Origin of the sequence: Thermovibrio sp. (genome assembly GCA_015488335.1) — a bacterium.
Classification (GTDB): Bacteria; Aquificota; Aquificia; order Desulfurobacteriales; family Desulfurobacteriaceae; genus Balnearium.
On the sequence record WFNZ01000008.1, the window covers coordinates 1 to 17,137 of the forward strand.

14 protein-coding genes are annotated in these 17,137 nt (G+C 44.4%); 7 read left to right on the forward strand and 7 right to left on the reverse strand.

Going from position 1 to position 17,137, the window contains the following annotated elements; genetic code table 11:
• The coding region (locus tag F8H35_RS00815) for a glycosyltransferase family 4 protein (protein ID WP_472571677.1) at nucleotides 1-353 on the reverse strand (353 nt) is incomplete at its 3' end.
• A 17-nt stretch (nucleotides 354-370) separates the two neighbouring features.
• Here F8H35_RS00815 and F8H35_RS00820 point away from each other — a divergent pair.
• From F8H35_RS00820 to F8H35_RS00830, 3 genes are all read left to right on the forward strand, one after another.
• Nucleotides 371-1,282 carry a glycosyltransferase gene (locus F8H35_RS00820; RefSeq protein WP_472571678.1) on the forward strand — a complete coding sequence of 304 codons (912 nt, stop codon included), beginning with the start codon at nucleotides 371-373 and terminating at the stop codon, nucleotides 1,280-1,282.
• A gap of 172 nt (nucleotides 1,283-1,454) precedes the next feature.
• A complete protein-coding gene (locus tag F8H35_RS00825) occupies nucleotides 1,455-2,267 on the forward strand; it encodes a polysaccharide deacetylase family protein (protein WP_472571679.1) in 813 nt (270 codons plus the stop codon).
• Nucleotides 2,268-2,275: 8 nt separating this feature from the next.
• Nucleotides 2,276-4,012, forward strand: coding sequence for an ABC transporter ATP-binding protein (locus tag F8H35_RS00830; protein WP_472571680.1), 1,737 nt, complete (start codon nucleotides 2,276-2,278; stop codon nucleotides 4,010-4,012).
• Here the strand turns inward: F8H35_RS00830 and F8H35_RS00835 are convergent.
• Nucleotides 3,995-4,900 (reverse strand): glycosyltransferase family 9 protein, encoded by a 906-nt coding sequence (locus F8H35_RS00835; protein ID WP_472571681.1) that lies wholly within the window; start codon nucleotides 4,898-4,900, stop codon nucleotides 3,995-3,997. The two genes, F8H35_RS00830 and F8H35_RS00835, sit on opposite strands and share 18 nt — an antisense overlap.
• 54 nt (nucleotides 4,901-4,954) lie before the next feature.
• Between F8H35_RS00835 and F8H35_RS00840 the strand changes: the two genes are divergently transcribed.
• Together F8H35_RS00840 and F8H35_RS00845 are read left to right on the forward strand one after the other, a co-directional pair.
• On the forward strand, nucleotides 4,955-6,037 hold the full coding sequence (locus tag F8H35_RS00840) for a glycosyltransferase family 4 protein (RefSeq protein ID WP_472571682.1): 1,083 nt from the start codon (nucleotides 4,955-4,957) through the stop codon (nucleotides 6,035-6,037).
• Nucleotides 6,030-7,343 carry a nucleotide sugar dehydrogenase gene (locus F8H35_RS00845; RefSeq protein ID WP_472571683.1) on the forward strand — a complete coding sequence of 438 codons (1,314 nt, stop codon included), beginning with the start codon at nucleotides 6,030-6,032 and terminating at the stop codon, nucleotides 7,341-7,343. Before F8H35_RS00840 ends, F8H35_RS00845 begins: the two co-directional genes overlap by 8 nt.
• On the opposite strand, the gene F8H35_RS00850 is transcribed toward F8H35_RS00845, so the two are convergent.
• Genes F8H35_RS00850 through F8H35_RS00865 form a run of 4 tightly spaced genes read right to left on the reverse strand, consistent with a single transcriptional unit; the run spans nucleotide 7,315 to nucleotide 11,347 of the window.
• Entirely contained in the window at nucleotides 7,315-7,791 is a 477-nt protein-coding gene (locus F8H35_RS00850) for a hypothetical protein (protein WP_472571684.1), read from the reverse strand. The two genes, F8H35_RS00845 and F8H35_RS00850, sit on opposite strands and share 29 nt — an antisense overlap.
• On the reverse strand, nucleotides 7,781-8,083 hold the full coding sequence (locus F8H35_RS00855; RefSeq protein WP_472571685.1) for an FtsB family cell division protein: 303 nt from the start codon (nucleotides 8,081-8,083) through the stop codon (nucleotides 7,781-7,783). The genes F8H35_RS00850 and F8H35_RS00855 overlap by 11 nt, the downstream gene beginning before the upstream one ends.
• Nucleotides 8,055-8,639, reverse strand: a complete 585-nt coding sequence (locus F8H35_RS00860) for a DUF507 family protein (RefSeq protein WP_472571686.1) — start codon at nucleotides 8,637-8,639, stop codon at nucleotides 8,055-8,057. Before F8H35_RS00860 ends, F8H35_RS00855 begins: the two co-directional genes overlap by 29 nt.
• Complete coding sequence (locus F8H35_RS00865; protein WP_472571687.1) at nucleotides 8,639-11,347, reverse strand: tetratricopeptide repeat protein; 2,709 nt, start codon at nucleotides 11,345-11,347, stop codon at nucleotides 8,639-8,641. Before F8H35_RS00865 ends, F8H35_RS00860 begins: the two co-directional genes overlap by 1 nt.
• Before the next feature lie 74 nt (nucleotides 11,348-11,421).
• Between F8H35_RS00865 and uvrB the strand changes: the two genes are divergently transcribed.
• Nucleotides 11,422-13,410 (forward strand): excinuclease ABC subunit UvrB, encoded by a 1,989-nt coding sequence (uvrB, locus tag F8H35_RS00870; RefSeq protein WP_472571688.1) that lies wholly within the window; start codon nucleotides 11,422-11,424, stop codon nucleotides 13,408-13,410.
• Nucleotides 13,411-13,484: 74 nt separating this feature from the next.
• Entirely contained in the window at nucleotides 13,485-16,229 is a 2,745-nt protein-coding gene (locus F8H35_RS00875) for an EAL domain-containing protein (protein ID WP_472571689.1), read from the forward strand.
• A gap of 139 nt (nucleotides 16,230-16,368) precedes the next feature.
• Here the strand turns inward: F8H35_RS00875 and F8H35_RS00880 are convergent, their stop codons facing one another.
• Nucleotides 16,369-16,911, reverse strand: a complete 543-nt coding sequence (locus F8H35_RS00880) for a PilZ domain-containing protein (RefSeq protein ID WP_472571690.1) — start codon at nucleotides 16,909-16,911, stop codon at nucleotides 16,369-16,371.
• Between the last annotated feature and the right edge of the window lie 226 nt (nucleotides 16,912-17,137).

The following is a 17,137-nucleotide window of genomic DNA, read 5'->3' on the forward strand; positions in this document are numbered from 1 at the left end:
AACTTATACTGTGCCCGGTTTACGTAGAACCTGTGGACACCTCCGCCTGAACGATAGATATCCTGGTAGTAAGTTTTTCCGAATCCAAAGAGAATGTAGCCCTCTTTTTTTAGTTCTTTCCCAATTTTCTCACATTTTAGGGCAAATATCAGGTTTCTTAAACCTCTTCCCAAGTTTGGAACTGTAATTTTCTGAATTTCTATGTTCCCATTTTTGGGTTTTTCCTTGACTTTTGAAGTAACTATTCTTACTTTCCAGCCTCTATCTGCAAGGAAATGGGCAAAGTTGTAGACAAACCGCTCCTGTCCACCTAAAAGGCTGAAACTTTTGTAGAATAGGGCTATCCTCTTCATAGTGGGGGAAATTAAGTTTGGAGCTAACCCAAATCAAGGTCTACAGGTTAGGGCCGATTGCCGCCTTTGATAGAAGTGCCCACTCTGTAAGCCAGATTTTACTCTCTAACTACTTTGCCCGTTACGGCGTTGAGTCTTACCTCTATTTGAGGAGTTTAGAACCTGAAAGAAGTGTAGAAGAGCTTGAGAAATTTTTAGGAGTAGAGTTTTCAGAGAACCTGAAAGTTTTTACTACAGTAAGGCACAAAGGACTTTCAACGGCTTTAAACTTTTCACGGCTCGTAAGGGATGTTCTTAAAAACAGGGATTCACTCAACGTTATCTTCCTCTCAAAGTCTTCCCACGTTCTTCAGCTCAGGTGGCTTAAGAAAATGGCAAACGTGAGAATCGTTTTTGAGAACCGCCAAACAAAGCCGTTTGCCGAGGCTGTAACCTCTTCAGACCTTAACTACGTTGTGTGCCCTGAGGTTTACAGGGAGCTTTCTGAGGAACTTCCTCACGTTAAGCTCTGGAACTACCACTACCCCGTGGGAGATTACCTGTTTCAGCCCGTTAAGAGATTGGAGAAGAAAGAGCGCTACCGATTAGGTTATTTAGGAAGTCTGCTTCCTGAAAAGGGTCTGGGTTTTCTCTTTAGAGCCCTTAAGGAGCTTCCTCAGTTTGACCTTTTAGTTGTTGGTGGAAACGAGAGGCAGGTTTCTGAGGCAAAAAGGGTTGCTGAAAAAAAGGGAGTTTCAGAGAGGGTAAGGTTTACCGGCTTTGTTCCTCAGAGGGAGATTCCGAGAGCTCTCTCTGAAGTTGACATTATGGTAGCTCCCTTTACACCCAGCCAGAAAACGATTCCTCTAAAGGCTTATGAATATATGGCCCTTGGAAAACTAGTCATATCAGCAGGTATTGAACCTGTAAAGGTTGTTGCCGGAGATTAATTTACCTACTTTAAGCCGCAAGATGAGAGAGATTTCAAGCTAAAGTTGAAAAAGATGATAGAGAATATGGAAATTACAAATAGGAAAACAGAGCTTATGAGGAAAAATCAGAGAATTTTCGCTGGCAAAATGTAATTGAGAAGATACTTTCAGACGTTTTAGAGGTCTCCTGATGGGAGCTGCTGTTTTACTTTACCACAGAGTTCATCCCGAATATGGAGTTCATCCTGAAGTTTTTGAAAAGCAGATAGAGTTTCTGTCCAGAAAATTAAAAATGGTTCCTATTGGAACTTTAGAAAAGGCCGGTAGATTTTCTGCTTTAGTTACTTTTGATGACGGTTTCTACGATTTTTTTGTTTATGCCTATCCAATCTTAAAGAAGTATCAGGTTCCGGCCGTTATTTTTGTATCTCCTGAGAGAGTTTTAAACAGCGATGAAGTTAGAACATCAGCACAGTTTTCAGATGTTCCAACTCCTGAAGCCTTTAAAAAGTCTTTTTTAGACGGCGATAACTCAGCCTTCCTTTCCTGGGGGGAGCTCCGCCTCATCTCCTCTGAGGGGCTTGTATCTGTCCAGTCCCACGCCCTAACCCACAGGGCTGCTCCTGGAAAGGGAAAACCCTACAGGCCGCCAAAGGACTGGAGAATCTACTCGCTACCGGAAGATGTAAGGAAAAAAGTTAAGCCGGGAACTGAGCTAACGAGTATTTTGGTTGCAGATAAGAGAGAGGCTGAGAGGGAGCTTTCCTTCTCAAAGTCCATTTTAGAAGAAAGGCTTGGAAAGGAGGTCAACGCCATCGCCTGGCCGTGGGGGATTTACGACGAGGAGCTTGTGGAAATAGCGAAGAAAGTGGGCTACAGGTTCTGCTTCACTACTGAAAGGGGGTGGAACAGGGAAGACTTTTGTCACATAAAGAGGCTTGCAGTCAGCGAGAAAAAGAGTATGTTCTGGTTTAAAACCCGAGCACTTCTCTACGCCCTTTAGGAGAGGCTGTGAAGAACTTTCCGCTGTGGCTCTTTAAGTATTTAAAACCGCTGAAGATTTTGGTTTTAGTTGCACTGATTACCCTTATTCTCAACGCCGCCCTCACATCCTACCTTGCCTACTTCGTTAAGGTTGTTGTCAACTCGGTTTTCGTTGAGAAAGACGCTCACATGGTTAAGCTGGTTCCGATTATCCTGATTCTCCTTGTCTTCTTTAAGGGAGTTGTCTTCTTTGTCAACTACTACTCAATGGCTTACATAGGCCAGAGGGTTATTGCTTCACTGAGGGAGGAGCTCTACACCAAGATAATTTCACTTCCTCTGGAAAACTTTTTAAAGGAGCCGCCGGGAACTTTTGTTTCACGGGTTATAAACGACACTTCCCTTTTACAGGATTTTACAAGCCGTCAGGTTGCAACCTTTATCAGGAACCTGCTAACGGCCGTTGGTCTCATCGGAGTTGTCTTCTACCAGGACTTTCAGCTGGCGGTCATCGGGTTCTTGGGTCTTCCCCTTGTTGGATACGTTATCTCAAGGATTGGAAAGAAGATTAAGAGATACACAGACAGGATGCAGGACAGACTTGCAGTCATAACGGGGCACCTTTTTGATGCAGTTAAGAACATTCGTGAGATAAAGCTCTTTGGCCTTGAGGAGAGGTTTGCGAAAGTTTTTGCAGAGGATAACCTCAGGTATTTAAGGGAGTTTATGAAGATTAAAAAGGTTGAGGGGATATACCCGCCAATTGTTGAAATGACGGGAGCTCTCCTTGTGGGCTTCCTCATCTTCTACGGTGGAAGCAGGGTTTTAAGCGGTGAGACAACGGCTGGAGCTTTCTTTTCCTTTATCGTTGCCCTCATAATGGCCTACGAGCCCATAAGGAAGCTTGGGCAGAACTACAACAGGATTCAGCAGTCTATAACGGTTGCAGAGAGGGTTAAGAGAATCTTAGACCTGCCCGACGAATACTCCATTAAAGACGGCCATTTAGAACTGAAGGAGCCTATTGGGGAGCTCCGGGTTGAGAACCTCTCCTTTACCTATCCCGGCTCAGACAAAAAGGTTCTTGATTCAATCAGCTGTTCATTCGTTTGTGGGAAGAAATACGCAATTGTCGGGAAATCTGGAAGCGGAAAAACGACCTTTGTCAACCTGATTCCGAGGTTCTACGACCCAACAGGCGGAACGGTTTACGTAAACGGTGTTGACTACAAGGAACTGAAGCTCCTTCCATACAGGAAGAGGTTGGGAGTTGTCTCCCAGGAGATAATTCTCTTTAGAGGAACTCTAAAGGAAAACATTGCCATAGGGAAGCCTGACGCCACGATGGAAGAGATTATTGAAGCTGCGAAAATTGCCTGTATCCACGACGACATTGTTTCTCTTCCAAACGGCTACGACACCCTTTTGGGAGAGGGGGGAATTCAGCTCTCAGGGGGCCAGAGGCAGAGGATAGCCATTGCAAGGGCAGTTCTGAAGAACCCGGATGTTTTAATCCTTGACGAGGCAACAAGTGCCCTTGACTCAGAAACCGAAAAGGCCATCCAGCAGGCGATAGACGAGAAGTTCAAAGACAGAATTCTCATAACTGTTGCCCACAGGCTCTCAACTGTTCTAAACAGCGATGAGATTCTCTTTATGAAAGATGGAAAGCTGGTAGGAAAGGGGAGCCACAGGGAGCTCTACGAGAAACTTCCAGACTACAAGAAACTTGTTGAACTTCAGTTCTCACTGAGCGAAACTTAAAACAGTTTTAAGAACCTCACTAACTTCAGGGAAGCTTCCATTTCCGTGAACCTCTCTAACCGTTTCAATCGGCGGAAACCAGCCGGACTTCTTCCTGTCAATCACGATTGTTTTGGTTCTAGATGAAACGGAGAGGTGAGATGCAAAAGAGTTTAACCCGATAAAGAACAGGCCGTTTTTAATTACAGTTGCAGATTCTCCTATAGGCAGGGGTTCTTCCGGGTAGATAACCTGGGCTTCTGTATTTTCCGCAATTTCTTTAACTGTTTCCTTTTCTCCGGGGCCGTAGAGGAGAACTGCTGGAACTTTTAACTCCCTGTAGATTTCTGTAATGAGCCGTGAGAACTTCTCAGCCGGCCACATCTTCTCTCTCTTTCTCGCCGTTGGAACGACGACGAAGTATTTCTCAGGAAGTTTCAGCTCCTTAACTTCCTGATAGTTGAAAAATTCAGGCAGGTAATTTCTGTAGTTTTTCAACTTTATTCCAAGTGGTTCAAGGAGTTTAAGCCTCTCCCACGTTGTGTAGCCTCTGTTTTCCCACTCAACTAACCTGTTGTAGAAGAAGTTTCTTCCCTTTTTAAAGGCGATTTTCAGGGGAGCCCCCGAGAGAAACGTCAACCTCTGAGACCTTCCGGTCCTCTGAACGTCAATAACTGCGTCGTATTTCTCTTTTCTTATGAGTGAAAGGGTGCGGAGCTCCCCTAAACTTCCCTCTTTAAGAGTAATAATCCTGTCTATGTATGGATTTCCCTTTAAAATTTCACTACCGATTGGAGAGGTTAAAAAGTGAACCTCACAGTTTCTCAGGTTCTCCTTGAGGGCTTTTGCAAGAGGAGACGAGAGGAGGACGTCTCCAAGCTGTCTTATCTGGATAACGAGGACTTTCATTTTATCTCCGCAGTTTTTAACTTTAGCAACTGAAATTTTAACCCTGGAGAGGTTATGCGGGTTCTTCAGGCTACAACAGCCCGTGGGTGGAGCGGCGGGACTGAACAGTGTCTACTCCTTGCAAAGTATATGAACAGGCTTGGGGTTAGAACGGATATCCTCTGTTTTAGGGGAACAGAGCTTGAAAAGAGGGCTAAAGATTCAGGAATTGGCGTTCGCTATTTTCCAAATACTAAAAAGTTCAGCTTCTCTGAGGCAAAAAAGCTTGGAGAGATTCTCTCTGATTACGACGTTGTGAATACCCACATTTCTAAAGCCCACTGGTTCGTCTGGTCGGCAGTTCCGTTTGCAAGAAAGAGGCCGAAGCTTGTTTATACGAGGAGGGTTCCCTATCCGATTTCAAGGCTTTCACTCCTAACCAAGTATAACCTCTTTACAGACAGGATAGTTGCCGTCTCTCCGGGGATTTACGAGGAGCTCCGCAGGGTTCCCATTATTGGCAGGAAAGTCAGGTATATTCCATCTGGGGTTGAGCTTGACAGGTTCTCTCCTGAAATAGAGAGTTCCATCAGAGAGGAGATTGGGGTTCCGGAGGGAGCTCTCATTTTCACAAACGTTGGGAACTTTTCAGAAGTTAAAGGACATTTTGTTCTTCTTCCAGCCTTTAAGAAGTTCCTTGATGCTGTTAATAGAGAAGACATCTACCTTCTCCTCGTTGGGAGGGATACAGATTCAGATAAAGCGTTAAAGTTCATTGAGGATTTGGGGCTTAAAGAGAGAGTTATCCCTTTAGGTTTCAGGCGGGACGTTCCGCAGATTTTGAAAGCTACAGACGTTTTCGTCTTTCCCTCCCTCAACGAGGGAATAGCAGGTTCGCTCCTCCAGGCAATGGCTATGGAAAAACTTGTAGTTGCTTCCTACGTTGGAGGGATAAAGAGCTACCTGAGGCATATGGAGAACGGAATTGCAGTTGAGCCGGGAAGTGAGAGCTCCCTGATTGAGGGGTTGTTCTTAGCCCTTGAAAATTTGGAGAATAGGAGTTTAAAGGAAAAGGCCGGGAAAACTGCCCAGAAGTTTGATATAAAACGGGTAGCTGAAAAGACTATAGAACTCTACAGGGAGATTCTCAATGGCTGAGATTCCTGCTTTTGAAGACTTCGTTTCTGGGAAAGAGAAGATTGGAGTTGTAGGACTTGGATACGTTGGACTTCCTTTGGCGGTTTTACTTGCAAAGAGGTTTTCGGTTGTTGGGTTTGACATAAGCGATAAGAGGATAGAAGAGCTCAAAGAGGGTTTTGACAGGACGGGAGAGGTTGAGAGAGGGGAGCTCCTCTCAACAGCCGCTCACTTTACAACAGATGAGAGGGAGCTCCGCAGGTGCCGCCTCATAATCGTTACCGTTCCAACTCCCATAGACCGGCACAAAATTCCCGACTTAAGACCTTTAAAGGCTGCAACAAGAACCGTTGGGAGGAACCTGTCTGAGGGGAGCGTTGTTGTCTATGAATCTACAGTTTACCCGGGGGTAACTGAGGAGATCTGCGTTCCAATTTTAGAAACTGAGAGCGGCTTAAAGTGGAAAGAGGGATTCCACATTGGCTACTCACCTGAGAGAGTTAACCCGGGAGATAAGAAGCACACTATAGACAAAATCGTTAAGGTTGTTTCAGGAGATACGCCGGAAGTTGCGGAGCTCCTCAAAAACGTTTATGGCTCTGTGATAACTGCCGGCATTCACGTTGCTCCGAACATAAAGACCGCAGAAGCGGCAAAGGTCATTGAAAACACACAGAGGGACTTAAACATCGCTCTTATGAATGAGTTAGCCCTCATTTTCCACAGAATGGGGATAGACACGAGAGACGTTCTTGAGGCTGCTGGGACTAAGTGGAACTTCTTAAAGTTTGAGCCGGGGCTTGTTGGAGGCCACTGTATCGGCGTTGACCCTTACTACTTAACCTTTAAAGCCCAGGAGATTGGCTACCACCCGGAGGTTATACTTGCCGGCCGGAGGATTAACGACTCAATGGGGAAGTTCGTTGCAGAGAGTGCCGTTAAGCTGATGATTAAGGAGGGGAAGCAGATACTCGGAGCTAAAGTCCTCATTATGGGAATAACCTTTAAGGAGAACGTTCCAGACGTCAGAAACTCACGGGTTATAGATATTTACGAGGAGCTCCTCTCCTACGGGGTTAAGCCCTCTGTTTACGACCCTTTAGCAGACAGGGAGGAGGTGAAGGCGGAATACGGGATAGACCTCATAGAGAGGCCGGAAGAGGGAGCTCCCTACGACGCCGTAATCGTTGCTGTTAAACACGATGAATTTAAAGAGCTTTCCCCTGAGTTTTTCTCTTCAATCTGTAGAACAAAGCCGATAGTGTTAGATGTTAAGGGCATTTACGACAGGGAGAAGTTCAAGGATTTAATCCTCTGGAGGCTTTAAAGCTTGATTTCAGGAACTTTACAAACTCAGGGCTCTCTTTTTCTGCCTTTTTCGGGAATTTCAGCCCGTTTTTTGACAGGCTACAGCCGAAATTTACAACTTTTCCCCTTAGTCCGAACCAGAGAAACTTCCTTTTAAAGAGGTTTGAAACATCAATTTCCTCTTTTGAAATTAAAATCAGGGCAAAGGATGAAAGGTAGTGGTCTGGGGAAATTTCCAGTATTTCTTCTGAATCTTTCAGGAAATTTTCAAAGTGTTTTTCGGCTTCCGGTTGGTTTTTAACCTCTTTTCCTAAAACGTGGAAGTTTGAGACGATTTCGTAATCTTTCAAAAATAGAGTTTCGTGGACTGTTTTTACCGTGAATTTTCCAAAGAAGAGGTAGTCTCTGAATGGCTCCTGCCAGGTGCCGTGTTCTCTGAAGAACTGCCTTAGTTTTTCACTTAACAAACAGAATGACCTCTTCTCCCTTCTTTCCCTTTACAAGCATCTCACGGGCAAGCTTTTCGTAGTAGAAGTTGCTGTCCTCTTTCAGGGCAGAGAGTTTCTCCTTTAGAACTTCATTCTGAAACTGCCAGTAGTCGGCCTCTCTCTTGAGCCTCTCTTCGGTTTCCTTCAGGCGGTGGAGCTCCCTAACAGAGTTCTCCCCTAAAAAGTAGCTGTAGAGAAACCAGGGAACAATGGCAGCCCACAGGAGAAGGAGGGGCCACAGCCTACACTTCAGACTCCTCTTCCGGCTCAACAAGCCCCCTCTCTATAAGCTCTTCGTTGTAGTAGCGCCTGTAGAGTGCATACCACTCAGGGGTTCCCTCGTAAATAGGCCTTGAGTGGGAGGCGATTTTCTCCCTTATCCTCTCGTCAATCTCCCTTCTGAGCCTTGCAATCTCCTCAAAGGACTTGACTATTGCTCCCCTTATAACGCCCCTTTCTTCTGTGTAGTCTAAACTCTCATCTGTCAGTATCAGTCTCAGTATTTTCCCTGCAAGGTAGTTGGCCTTATCCCTTGAAAGTGGGCTTCCTATAACCGGAATTCCCCTCTCCTTTGCCAGTTTCTCTTTAATCATCTTTCTGGCTTTGTGGAGTGAAACGCCCCTGTATAAAACCTCTTCACTGTTCTCCTGAATTATCCTCTCAGCCTCTTCCTCAAGCTCCTTTTCAGTTTTGTAGTCGTCGTAGAGTATCTGATAGACCTTTTCCCTGAACTCCTCGGGGTTGTCTGCTATCACGAGCTCCTTTTCAAGGAGGTTGTTAACAATTCTGTCTGCCAAGAGCTTAAGGAAGCGGTGTTTTTTGGCCATCATTCCTCCTTCTTCAATCTTTGCAGGAGAGATTTTACCTTTTCTGCGGCCACTTCTCCCTCTTTCGTTCCCCTCTTCATCTTTGCAACCTTCCTGTAGAGCTTGAGTGCCTGTTTTAAATCTCCCTTTTCCTCAAATAGTTGTGCAGCTCTATAGAGGGCTGTGGAGCTCCACGGCTCAACCTTAATCTCGTAGGGGATTTTCAAGTAGTCTATTATGGCGCTGTCCGTCTCTCCCTTCTGAGATTCTACTGCCGCTTTCCAGAATAGGGATTCTGCCTTCTGTTCCTTGGTTTTTGCCTTCTTCATCGCCTCTTTTATGAGTTTCTCGGCAAGGTTCAGTTTTCCCTGCTCCTGGGCTAATATCCCGAGGCTTACAAGGTCGTCGTAGTTTGCTGAGGGGAGCTCCCCGCTCTCCACGAGCTTTTCTGTTAGTTCTAAAGCTTTGTCCTTTTTCCCCGTGAGCTTGTAGTAGTGGGCAAGCTTAGCAAGGAAGTATCCTCTCTCTTTTTCCGGAATTCTGTTTACGTCCTTAACGTTCTGTGCCGCCGTGTAGGCGTCAACTAACCTTCCCATTGAGAGGTAGGTTTTAAACAGGAGGAAGTTCCTGATATTTTCGTCTGTTGCCAGCATTGAGTCCTTCAGAGCCCTTGAGTAGTTCTTCTGCTTTAGGTCTATCTCAACCAGCCTCTCTGCAATTCTGTTCTTGAGCTCTGGCTGGGTTGCTCTCTGGAGGGCAAGCCTTAAGAGGCCGTAGGCTTTCCCAAGCTCTCCCTGTGAGAGGTAGTCTTCAGCCTTTGCAACAAGTGTTGACGTGTCTGTGCTTGTATTTTCTGGGTTGTAGGCTATGAAGTAGGGGTCGTTAAAGAGAAGTGGCTCAAAGTTTCCGCTCTTGTAGGCAAGGTAGTTGATGAACTGTTTTGCAAACTGTGAGGTCTCCTCGTCCGGAGAGAGGTTTAGAAGCTGTGTAAGGTAGAACATGGCCTTCTGGGGGTTTTTACTCTCATAAACTTTTGATAGGAAAAGTGAAAGGGCGATTTTCTCCCTTTGGGGAACGGCAGGGAAGAGACTTTCGGCAAGTTTAACGTTTCCTGAAACTACTGCTGCCATCGTTTCAACCGTTGGGGATTTGAGGGGAAGTTTGGGGAGCTCCCCCACCTTTCCAACCTCTTTTGCCGTGAATACAGCCCTTCCGCCGTTAACTTCTGGGAACAGGCCGTTCTCTTTTAACTCCTTCTTTAAAACGTCAAAGCACTTTTTCTTTTCTCCAATCTGGTAGAGGCTGAATGCCAATAGGGTTCTGCTCTCTCCGTCGTTAAGTTTCTTAAGAACCTGAGAGGCTTTCTTGTAGTCTTCCCTGTTGAAAAGAGCTGTCCCTATAAGCTTCAGGGTTTCCCTATCTCTATTTCCCTGGTTGTAGGCGTAAGTTAAGAGTTTCAGAGCTAACGTTGGGTTTCCAGAGTAGAGGTAGACTCTTGCTGCGTTTAAGAGTGAAGCCCTGTAGTAGGGGGTATCTTGGTAGTTGGCCATAAGCTGGTTGTAGACAACGTTTCCAACCTGCAGGTTGAGAGTTCCAAGTTTCCCCAAAAGGTATAGGGTTCTTGCTGTTGTGAGCTTATCTGTTGGGTTCTGGATGGCCTTTTCAAGTTCTTTCTGAGCCCTGTTGTAGAGCCCCCTCTCGTAGTAGAGGTATCCAAGGTCGTGGGGTGAGCCTATCTCTTTTTCCGGAACGTCCTGAGAGAATGAGAAGATAAGGGCTTTAACGTAGAGCTCCGGGTAAAATTTCTGGAGCTTCTCAAAGTCAAACTTACCGCTGTAGAAATCTTCAAGGGCTTTCAGCTTTTCAGGTTCTGCAGGCTTTGAGACGTTTAGCCCTATAACCTGAGGAATCTCTTTCGGTTTTCCCAACTTGTATAGAGTCCAGGCCAGGAGGTATTTTTCCTCTGTTGTCTGTGGGGTTTTGAGGAGTTTTTCAGCCTTTTTGAACTGTCCGGCAAGGTAGTAAGCCCTTGCAAGCTCTAACTTGGTCTTCTGGCTCGGGTGTTTCCTGTAGAGCTTCTCAGCCTCTACAACGGCGTCCTGAAACTGCTTTTTCCTCTCTAAATACCTTATGAACTGAATTGTCTCCTCAGGCGTCTTGAACCACCTGCCGTAGGTGTCAAAAATCAGGTCTATCAGCTGGTAGTTGTTGCTTTCTGTAGCTTTTTTGAGTGCTGTTTTGAGAAAACCGCTATCTTTGACAGCTCCTTTCAGTTCAAGGTCTTTTGCTGCCGTTTTTATGACGTAATAGGTCTCTTCAGGGGAGAGCTCCCCCTTTGAGAGGGCGTAGAAGAAACCGACCTTTTCATTTATTGGAAGTGATTTAAGCTCCTGAAGGGGAAATGCCTTGTCAATTGGAATGCCCTTTTTCAGTGCCAAAAGGGTCTGAAGGGCAAGGAGCTCCCCTTTGTGAAACTCCGGGTAGTTCTTCTCCCAGAAGTTAACAAACTGCTCCAGCCCTTTATAGTCTTTAGCCTTCAGGAACGAAAGGTATGCAAACCTGTAAACTTTCTTGAAGTTTTCCCCGTTAAGGCTTTTTAGGTTCTCCCTGAACGTTTTTGCCGCCAGAGAGTAGAGGCCGTCTCTGTAGAGCTTAACTCCCAAAGAGATGTCTGATGCCAGTGCTGTAGATGTTGTTAGAAGAAGTGCAATCAGGGTTTTTTTTACCATCTTTCTCCCCTTGATGGGTTTTCTGTAGGGTTTAATCTTATAACTTTGCCAGAAAGAGTTTAGAGGTAGACAGGTTGAGAAAGTTTAAAGTTGTTTCAGAGTTTAAACCCCGAGGAGACCAGCCGAAGGCCATAAGGGAGCTCTCCGAAGGGATTAAAAAAGGCTTAAAGTATCAGACCCTTTTAGGAATAACGGGAAGCGGTAAAACCTATACAATTGCAAAGGTTATAGAGGAGGTTCAGAAGCCCACCTTAGTCATCTCCCACAACAAAGTCCTTGCAGCACAGCTCTACCACGAGCTTAAGAACTTCTTTCCAAACAACGCCGTTGAGTACTTCATAAGCTACTACGACTACTACCAGCCGGAGGCCTACATTCCAAGCCGAGACCTATACATTGAAAAGGACTGTTCAATAAACCCGGTAATAGACAGGATGCGCCACTCTGCCACCGTCTCCCTCTTAACAAGACCGGACACAATAGTTGTTGCCTCTGTTTCCTGCATCTACGGTCTGGGCTCGCCGGAACACTACAAAAACCTTTCTCTACGGTTTGAGGTTGGAGAGGAGATTGAGAGGGACGAGGTAATAAGGAAGCTTGTAACCCTTGGGTATGAAAGGAGCGAATACGACGTTAAGCCTGGAATTTTTAAGGTTCGTGGAGACGTTATTGACATCTACCCGGCAGACCAGGAAGATCACTTCATAAGGGTGGAGCTCTTCGGGGATGAGGTTGACTCAATCGTTATGCTTGACTACTTCAACCAGAAGGTTTTAAGGGAGTTTGACTCATACACAGTTTACCCTGCATCCCACTACGCAACCCCCTACTCCCGGATTTTAGAGGCAGTTCAGTCAATAGAGAGGGAGCTTGAGGAGAGGATTGACTACTTCCTGCGGGAAGGGAAGGAACTTGAGGCAAGGAGAATTGAGCAGAGGACTCGGTACGATATGGAGCTCCTCTTAGAAATCGGCCACTGTAAGGGAATTGAGAACTATTCCCGCCACTTAGACGGCAGAAAGCCGGGAGAGCCCCCATACACCCTCTTAGACTACTTTCCAGACGACTTCTTAGTAATTATTGACGAGTCCCACGTAACAATCCCACAGATTAAGGCCATGTGGAGGGGAGACAGGGCAAGGAAGTTTAACCTCGTTGAACACGGCTTCAGGCTTCCCTCTGCTTACGACAACCGCCCCTTAAACTTTAAGGAGTTCTTAGAGAGAGTTCCCCAGGCCATCTTCGTCTCTGCAACTCCCGGAGACTTTGAGCTCTCTGTTTCGGAGAGGGTTGTTGAGCAGATAATACGGCCGACGGGCCTCTTAGATCCCCTTGTTGAAGTAAGGCCAACGGAGGGGCAGATAGACTACCTGATCTCCGAGATAAGAAAAGTCATTTCCCGAAACGAGAGAGTCCTTATAACAACACTTACAAAGAGGAGTGCCGAGGAGCTGACAGAATACCTTTTAGAAAAGGGCATCAAGGCAAAGTATCTCCATTCCGAAATTGATTCCGTTGAGAGGGTTGAAATCATAAGAGGACTCAGGAGCGGCGAGTTTGACGTTCTTGTTGGAGTGAACCTCTTAAGGGAGGGTTTAGACCTACCGGAAGTCTCGCTGGTTGCAATCCTTGATGCAGACAAAGAGGGCTTTTTAAGGTCAACGACTTCTCTCATTCAAACGATGGGAAGGGCTGCAAGGAACGTTAACGGAAAGGTTATCCTATTTGCAGACAGAATTACCCCCTCTATGGAAAAGGCCATTAAGGAGACAGAGAGGCGGAGGAAGATACAGGAGGAGTACAACAGAAAGCACGGCATCACTCCCCGAACGGTTAAGAGGGAGCTTGACTCCTCTATCTTAGAGGATGCCGGTCTTACTGCATTCCAGAGGTTAAAGAGAAAAGGGTTTGAGAAGATTCCGCGGAGCGAAGAGGAGCTCCTTGAGGAAATCGCCCGCCTTGAGAGGGAGATGAAGGAGGCTGCAAAGAACTGGGAGTTTGAGAGGGCGGCGGAACTAAGGGATAGAATAAAGGAGTTGAGGAAGCTTCTGGTTCCTGCTTAGATTTTGTATTATTCTATAAGGAATCCTTGTATCTTATTTTCTTATTTTAATTGAAATCTTCTATAAGGAGGATAGTGGATCTCCTATCTAAAATCTCATTTAAGAGCAGGCTGATTCTTCTCATTTCTCTCATTGTTCTTCCCCTTTCTGTTCTATTTGTTCAGACCCTTTACGTTGATCTTTCAAAGATTGAAACGATTGAGAGAGAGATTGGAGGTATAGCGGAGATAAAGGGCTACTCAAGGCTCATTTACTATCTTCAGAAGCATAGGGGGTTAATGTGTATATACCTGAGGGGTTACGAGTCGAAGAGCTTAAAAGGGAGGATAAGGAGGATTGAATCAGAGATTGACAGCCTCTTTTTAAAGCTTGAGTTCAAGCACTCCTCCCAGGGCATCAAAAGGAGACTTTTAAGGTTAAAGAAGGAGTTTGAGGGCCTGAAGTTGGGAAAAGTCTCATCTTCCAACCTCTCCTTCAGCAGCCACACCGAGATTATTGAGGAGGTTATGGAGATCTCAAAGGAGGAGGGGGGGAGGTACGGAGTGCTTTCAGATCCAAACCTCTTTGTTAGGACACTTGCAGACACTGCCCTCATTGAGATTCCAAAACTTGCAGAAGTTATCGGTCGCATAAGGGGCCTTGGGGGAGGGATTCTTGCGAAGGGTAGGTGTACAAAGAAGGGGAGAGAGGAAATTGCCAGGCTCTACGGTCTCTTGGTCGGTTACAGCCAGGTTGTCTCCTGGACAACGAAGAACGTGAAGCTCCCAGAGGAGATTATCTCTTCCTTTAAAAGGGCAAACGAGAAACTAAAAGGATTCATAGTTACCGTTAGAGAGAGCTTCCTCATCGGTCAGAGTCCAAAACTTGACCCTGTTGACTACTTCAACAGGGCCTCTGTTGCCGTTGACTCATGGTTCAAGGTTCACGAGCTAATGCTTGACTACCTTAAGGAGCTCCTCTTCAACAAGAAGAGGGAGATCCTCTACAACCTCTTTCCAAAGCTACTCTCCATCGTTCTCTTTGCCATCTTCATTATCTACCTGGTAAGGAACATCTACAAGGTCACCGTAGGTTCGGTCCTCTCACTTCTGAAGGTAGCAATTGGAATAGAGAAGGGGGATTTAAATGTTAGGGCTCCCGTTTTGACTGAAGATGAGATTGGGAGGGTTGCAAAGGCCTTCAACAGGGCGGTTGAGAAGCTAAGGGAAACGGTATCAATCCTTCAGGACTACAAGACGGCAATTGACAGGAGCAGCGTAATCTTCAAGACGGACCCTTCTGGAACGGTTACCTATGTGAACAAGAGGTACGTTGATCTGAGCGGCTACTCCCCCGAGGAGGTTGTGGGTAAGCCGATAACCTACATCTTCAGCTACTACACTCCCGAGGAGACGCTGAAGGAGCTCCTTTCAGCTATGGAGAGGAGGGAGCTCTGGAGCGGCAGGTTGATAGGGAAGAGGAAGAGCGGCGAGAGGTGCATAGTTGATACGACTGTCGTTCCGGTCTTCAAGGGTGACGGCTCTGTTTTAGAGTTTGTCATCGTCTGTAACGACGTTACGGAGATAGAGAAGAGCAGGGAGAGGCTTGAGTACCTCCTCTACCACGATACCGTTACCGGCCTTCCAAACAGGCTTATGCTCTTAAAGGACGTTGAGAACTTGGAAGAGCCGGTTGTTTGTGTGCTTGATATATCAAACTTTAGATATCTTAATGAATTTTACGGCGAAGAATGTGGGGATTTAATTCTTAAACAACTTGCTGAAAAGTTAAAGAAAAGAGGAATTACCAGAAGAGTTTATAGAGTCTTTTCTGATGAATTTGCCCTTCTTTACGATTTAAAGGAACTTGGGATAACTTATAACCAGTTCCTTTCTTACTTTGAAGAGATTGTAAATAGCTTGGAAGAAGAGGTTTTCTCTTGTAACAGTGTTGAAGTGTTCTTAAGTTTCTTTGTTGGTGTTTCTTATGGAAGGAAAAAGGAGAAGCTTCTTTCTAAAGCAGAAATAGCCCTTTCTGAAGCTAAGGAAAGGAGGAAGAAGATTTTCGGTATTGATGAAAGAGCTTTTGAAAAGGTAAATTACAAGAATAATATAGAACTTATTAGAAAAATAAAGAGAGCACTTGAAGAGAGAAGAGTTGTTCCTTACTACCAGCCTATCGTTAACAATAAAACGCTTGAAGTAGAAAAATTTGAAGCTCTTGTGAGGCTTATGGATGAGAACGGACAAGTTATACCTCCAAGTCAGTTTCTTGAAGTTGCAAGAAGATCTACTCTTATGCCTCAGATAACTAAAAGGGTGATTGAGAAAGTCGTAGAGGACTTTAAAGATGTTCCCTATGGTGTTTCTATAAATCTATCTTTTGAGGATCTAAGTGATAAAAAGGTGGTTGAGTTTATTCTAAAGAAAATTAATGAATTCCCGGAACCTAAAAGGTTAGGGTTTGAAATCTTAGAAACTGAAGAGGTGAAAAACTATAAACTTCTGGTCAACTTCTTAAAGGAAGTAAAAAAGTATGGTTGTTACTTCTCTATTGATGATTTCGGAACTGGCTATTCAAACTTTGAATTGTTAATGAAGCTTGATGTTGATTATTTAAAAATAGATGGTTCAATTATTAAACGTTTAAAAAGCGATGGAAATACAAGAGTTCTGGTTGAAGCAATAGTTTCCTTTTCCCGTCAACTTGGAATTAAAACTATTGCAGAGTTTGTTTCAGATAGGGAAACTTTTGATATTGTTAAGAAAATAGGAGTAAATTATTCTCAAGGCTACTATTTCGGAAAGCCTAAGCCTTTTTCTAAAGTCTTAAATAGTTAATGAACGGAGCTCTTTTAAGATTTCAAATTGTCTCCTTGCGATGTATTTTGATAAGAATTCTTCTTGTTTTTGGTTAAGTTTGAACTCTACGCCACATTTGTAAAATTCTTCAATTTTAATAACATATTTAATTTCACCTTCAAGAAAAAAACTTTTCTTCAAGTTCGAAGTATAGTTTTATCTTGTTTCCTTCTTTAGCAGTTGGAGGATCACTGAAGAGTATTCCCACTCCCCCAATTGAAATGTCCAAAATAAATCCCTTAGCTTCTCCTTTTTCGGACTTTATCAAGATAGAAATGTTTTCTTTCGGCTTTACGCGGACAAATCTTCTTCTCTCCTGGGGAATCTCCTCAAAGCGGAAATTTCTTAAGGTAAACATCTGCTTAACAGGATCAAACTCTTCAACAGAGCATTTTATGGACTTTGGAGCTTTTTCCACTTTTATATAGACGTGCTTGCATTCGTAGAATGCTCCAGTTAAAGAACAAGATTCAAGCTTGAATATGACTATTGTTTCTTTAACAGATAGGATTTTAGCTTTACATGAAACAGGGACTTTTTTAAAGAAAGTCAGAAGTGTTATTTCTATCTTTTTCTTAGAAAGAAGTTCGAAAATTTTCTTTATGCTTTCTTCAAGCATTTTAAATTTTTCTCGTCTTTCTTTTTGAAGTTGTTTTTCCATATATTCAGATAGAATGTTTTCAGAAAGAGATATGTACTCTTCAATTTCATCAATAAGACGTTTTATAGGTTTGACTGTTTAAGGATGAACTATTTAGTAAAAAATCTATGTAATTTTTAAGAAGTGCCATGGGGGATTTCGTCATACAATTTGTAAAGTTTGCCCCGTTATCAAGAGCTTCTTCTAAATTTCTCTAAATTTTTCTTTAGATTTATTTATAAAAAGT

Coding starts and splice junctions, on each gene's coding strand:
- F8H35_RS00825 (WP_472571679.1), top strand. CDS start 1,455: ATGGGAGCTGCTGTTTTACTTTACCACAGAGTTCATCCCGAATATGGA.
- F8H35_RS00865 (WP_472571687.1), bottom strand. CDS start 11,347: ATGGTAAAAAAAACCCTGATTGCACTTCTTCTAACAACATCTACAGCA.
- F8H35_RS00835 (WP_472571681.1), bottom strand. CDS start 4,900: ATGAAAGTCCTCGTTATCCAGATAAGACAGCTTGGAGACGTCCTCCTC.
- F8H35_RS00845 (WP_472571683.1), top strand. CDS start 6,030: ATGGCTGAGATTCCTGCTTTTGAAGACTTCGTTTCTGGGAAAGAGAAG.
- F8H35_RS00860 (WP_472571686.1), bottom strand. CDS start 8,639: ATGGCCAAAAAACACCGCTTCCTTAAGCTCTTGGCAGACAGAATTGTT.
- F8H35_RS00840 (WP_472571682.1), top strand. CDS start 4,955: ATGCGGGTTCTTCAGGCTACAACAGCCCGTGGGTGGAGCGGCGGGACT.
- F8H35_RS00880 (WP_472571690.1), bottom strand. CDS start 16,911: ATGGAAAAACAACTTCAAAAAGAAAGACGAGAAAAATTTAAAATGCTT.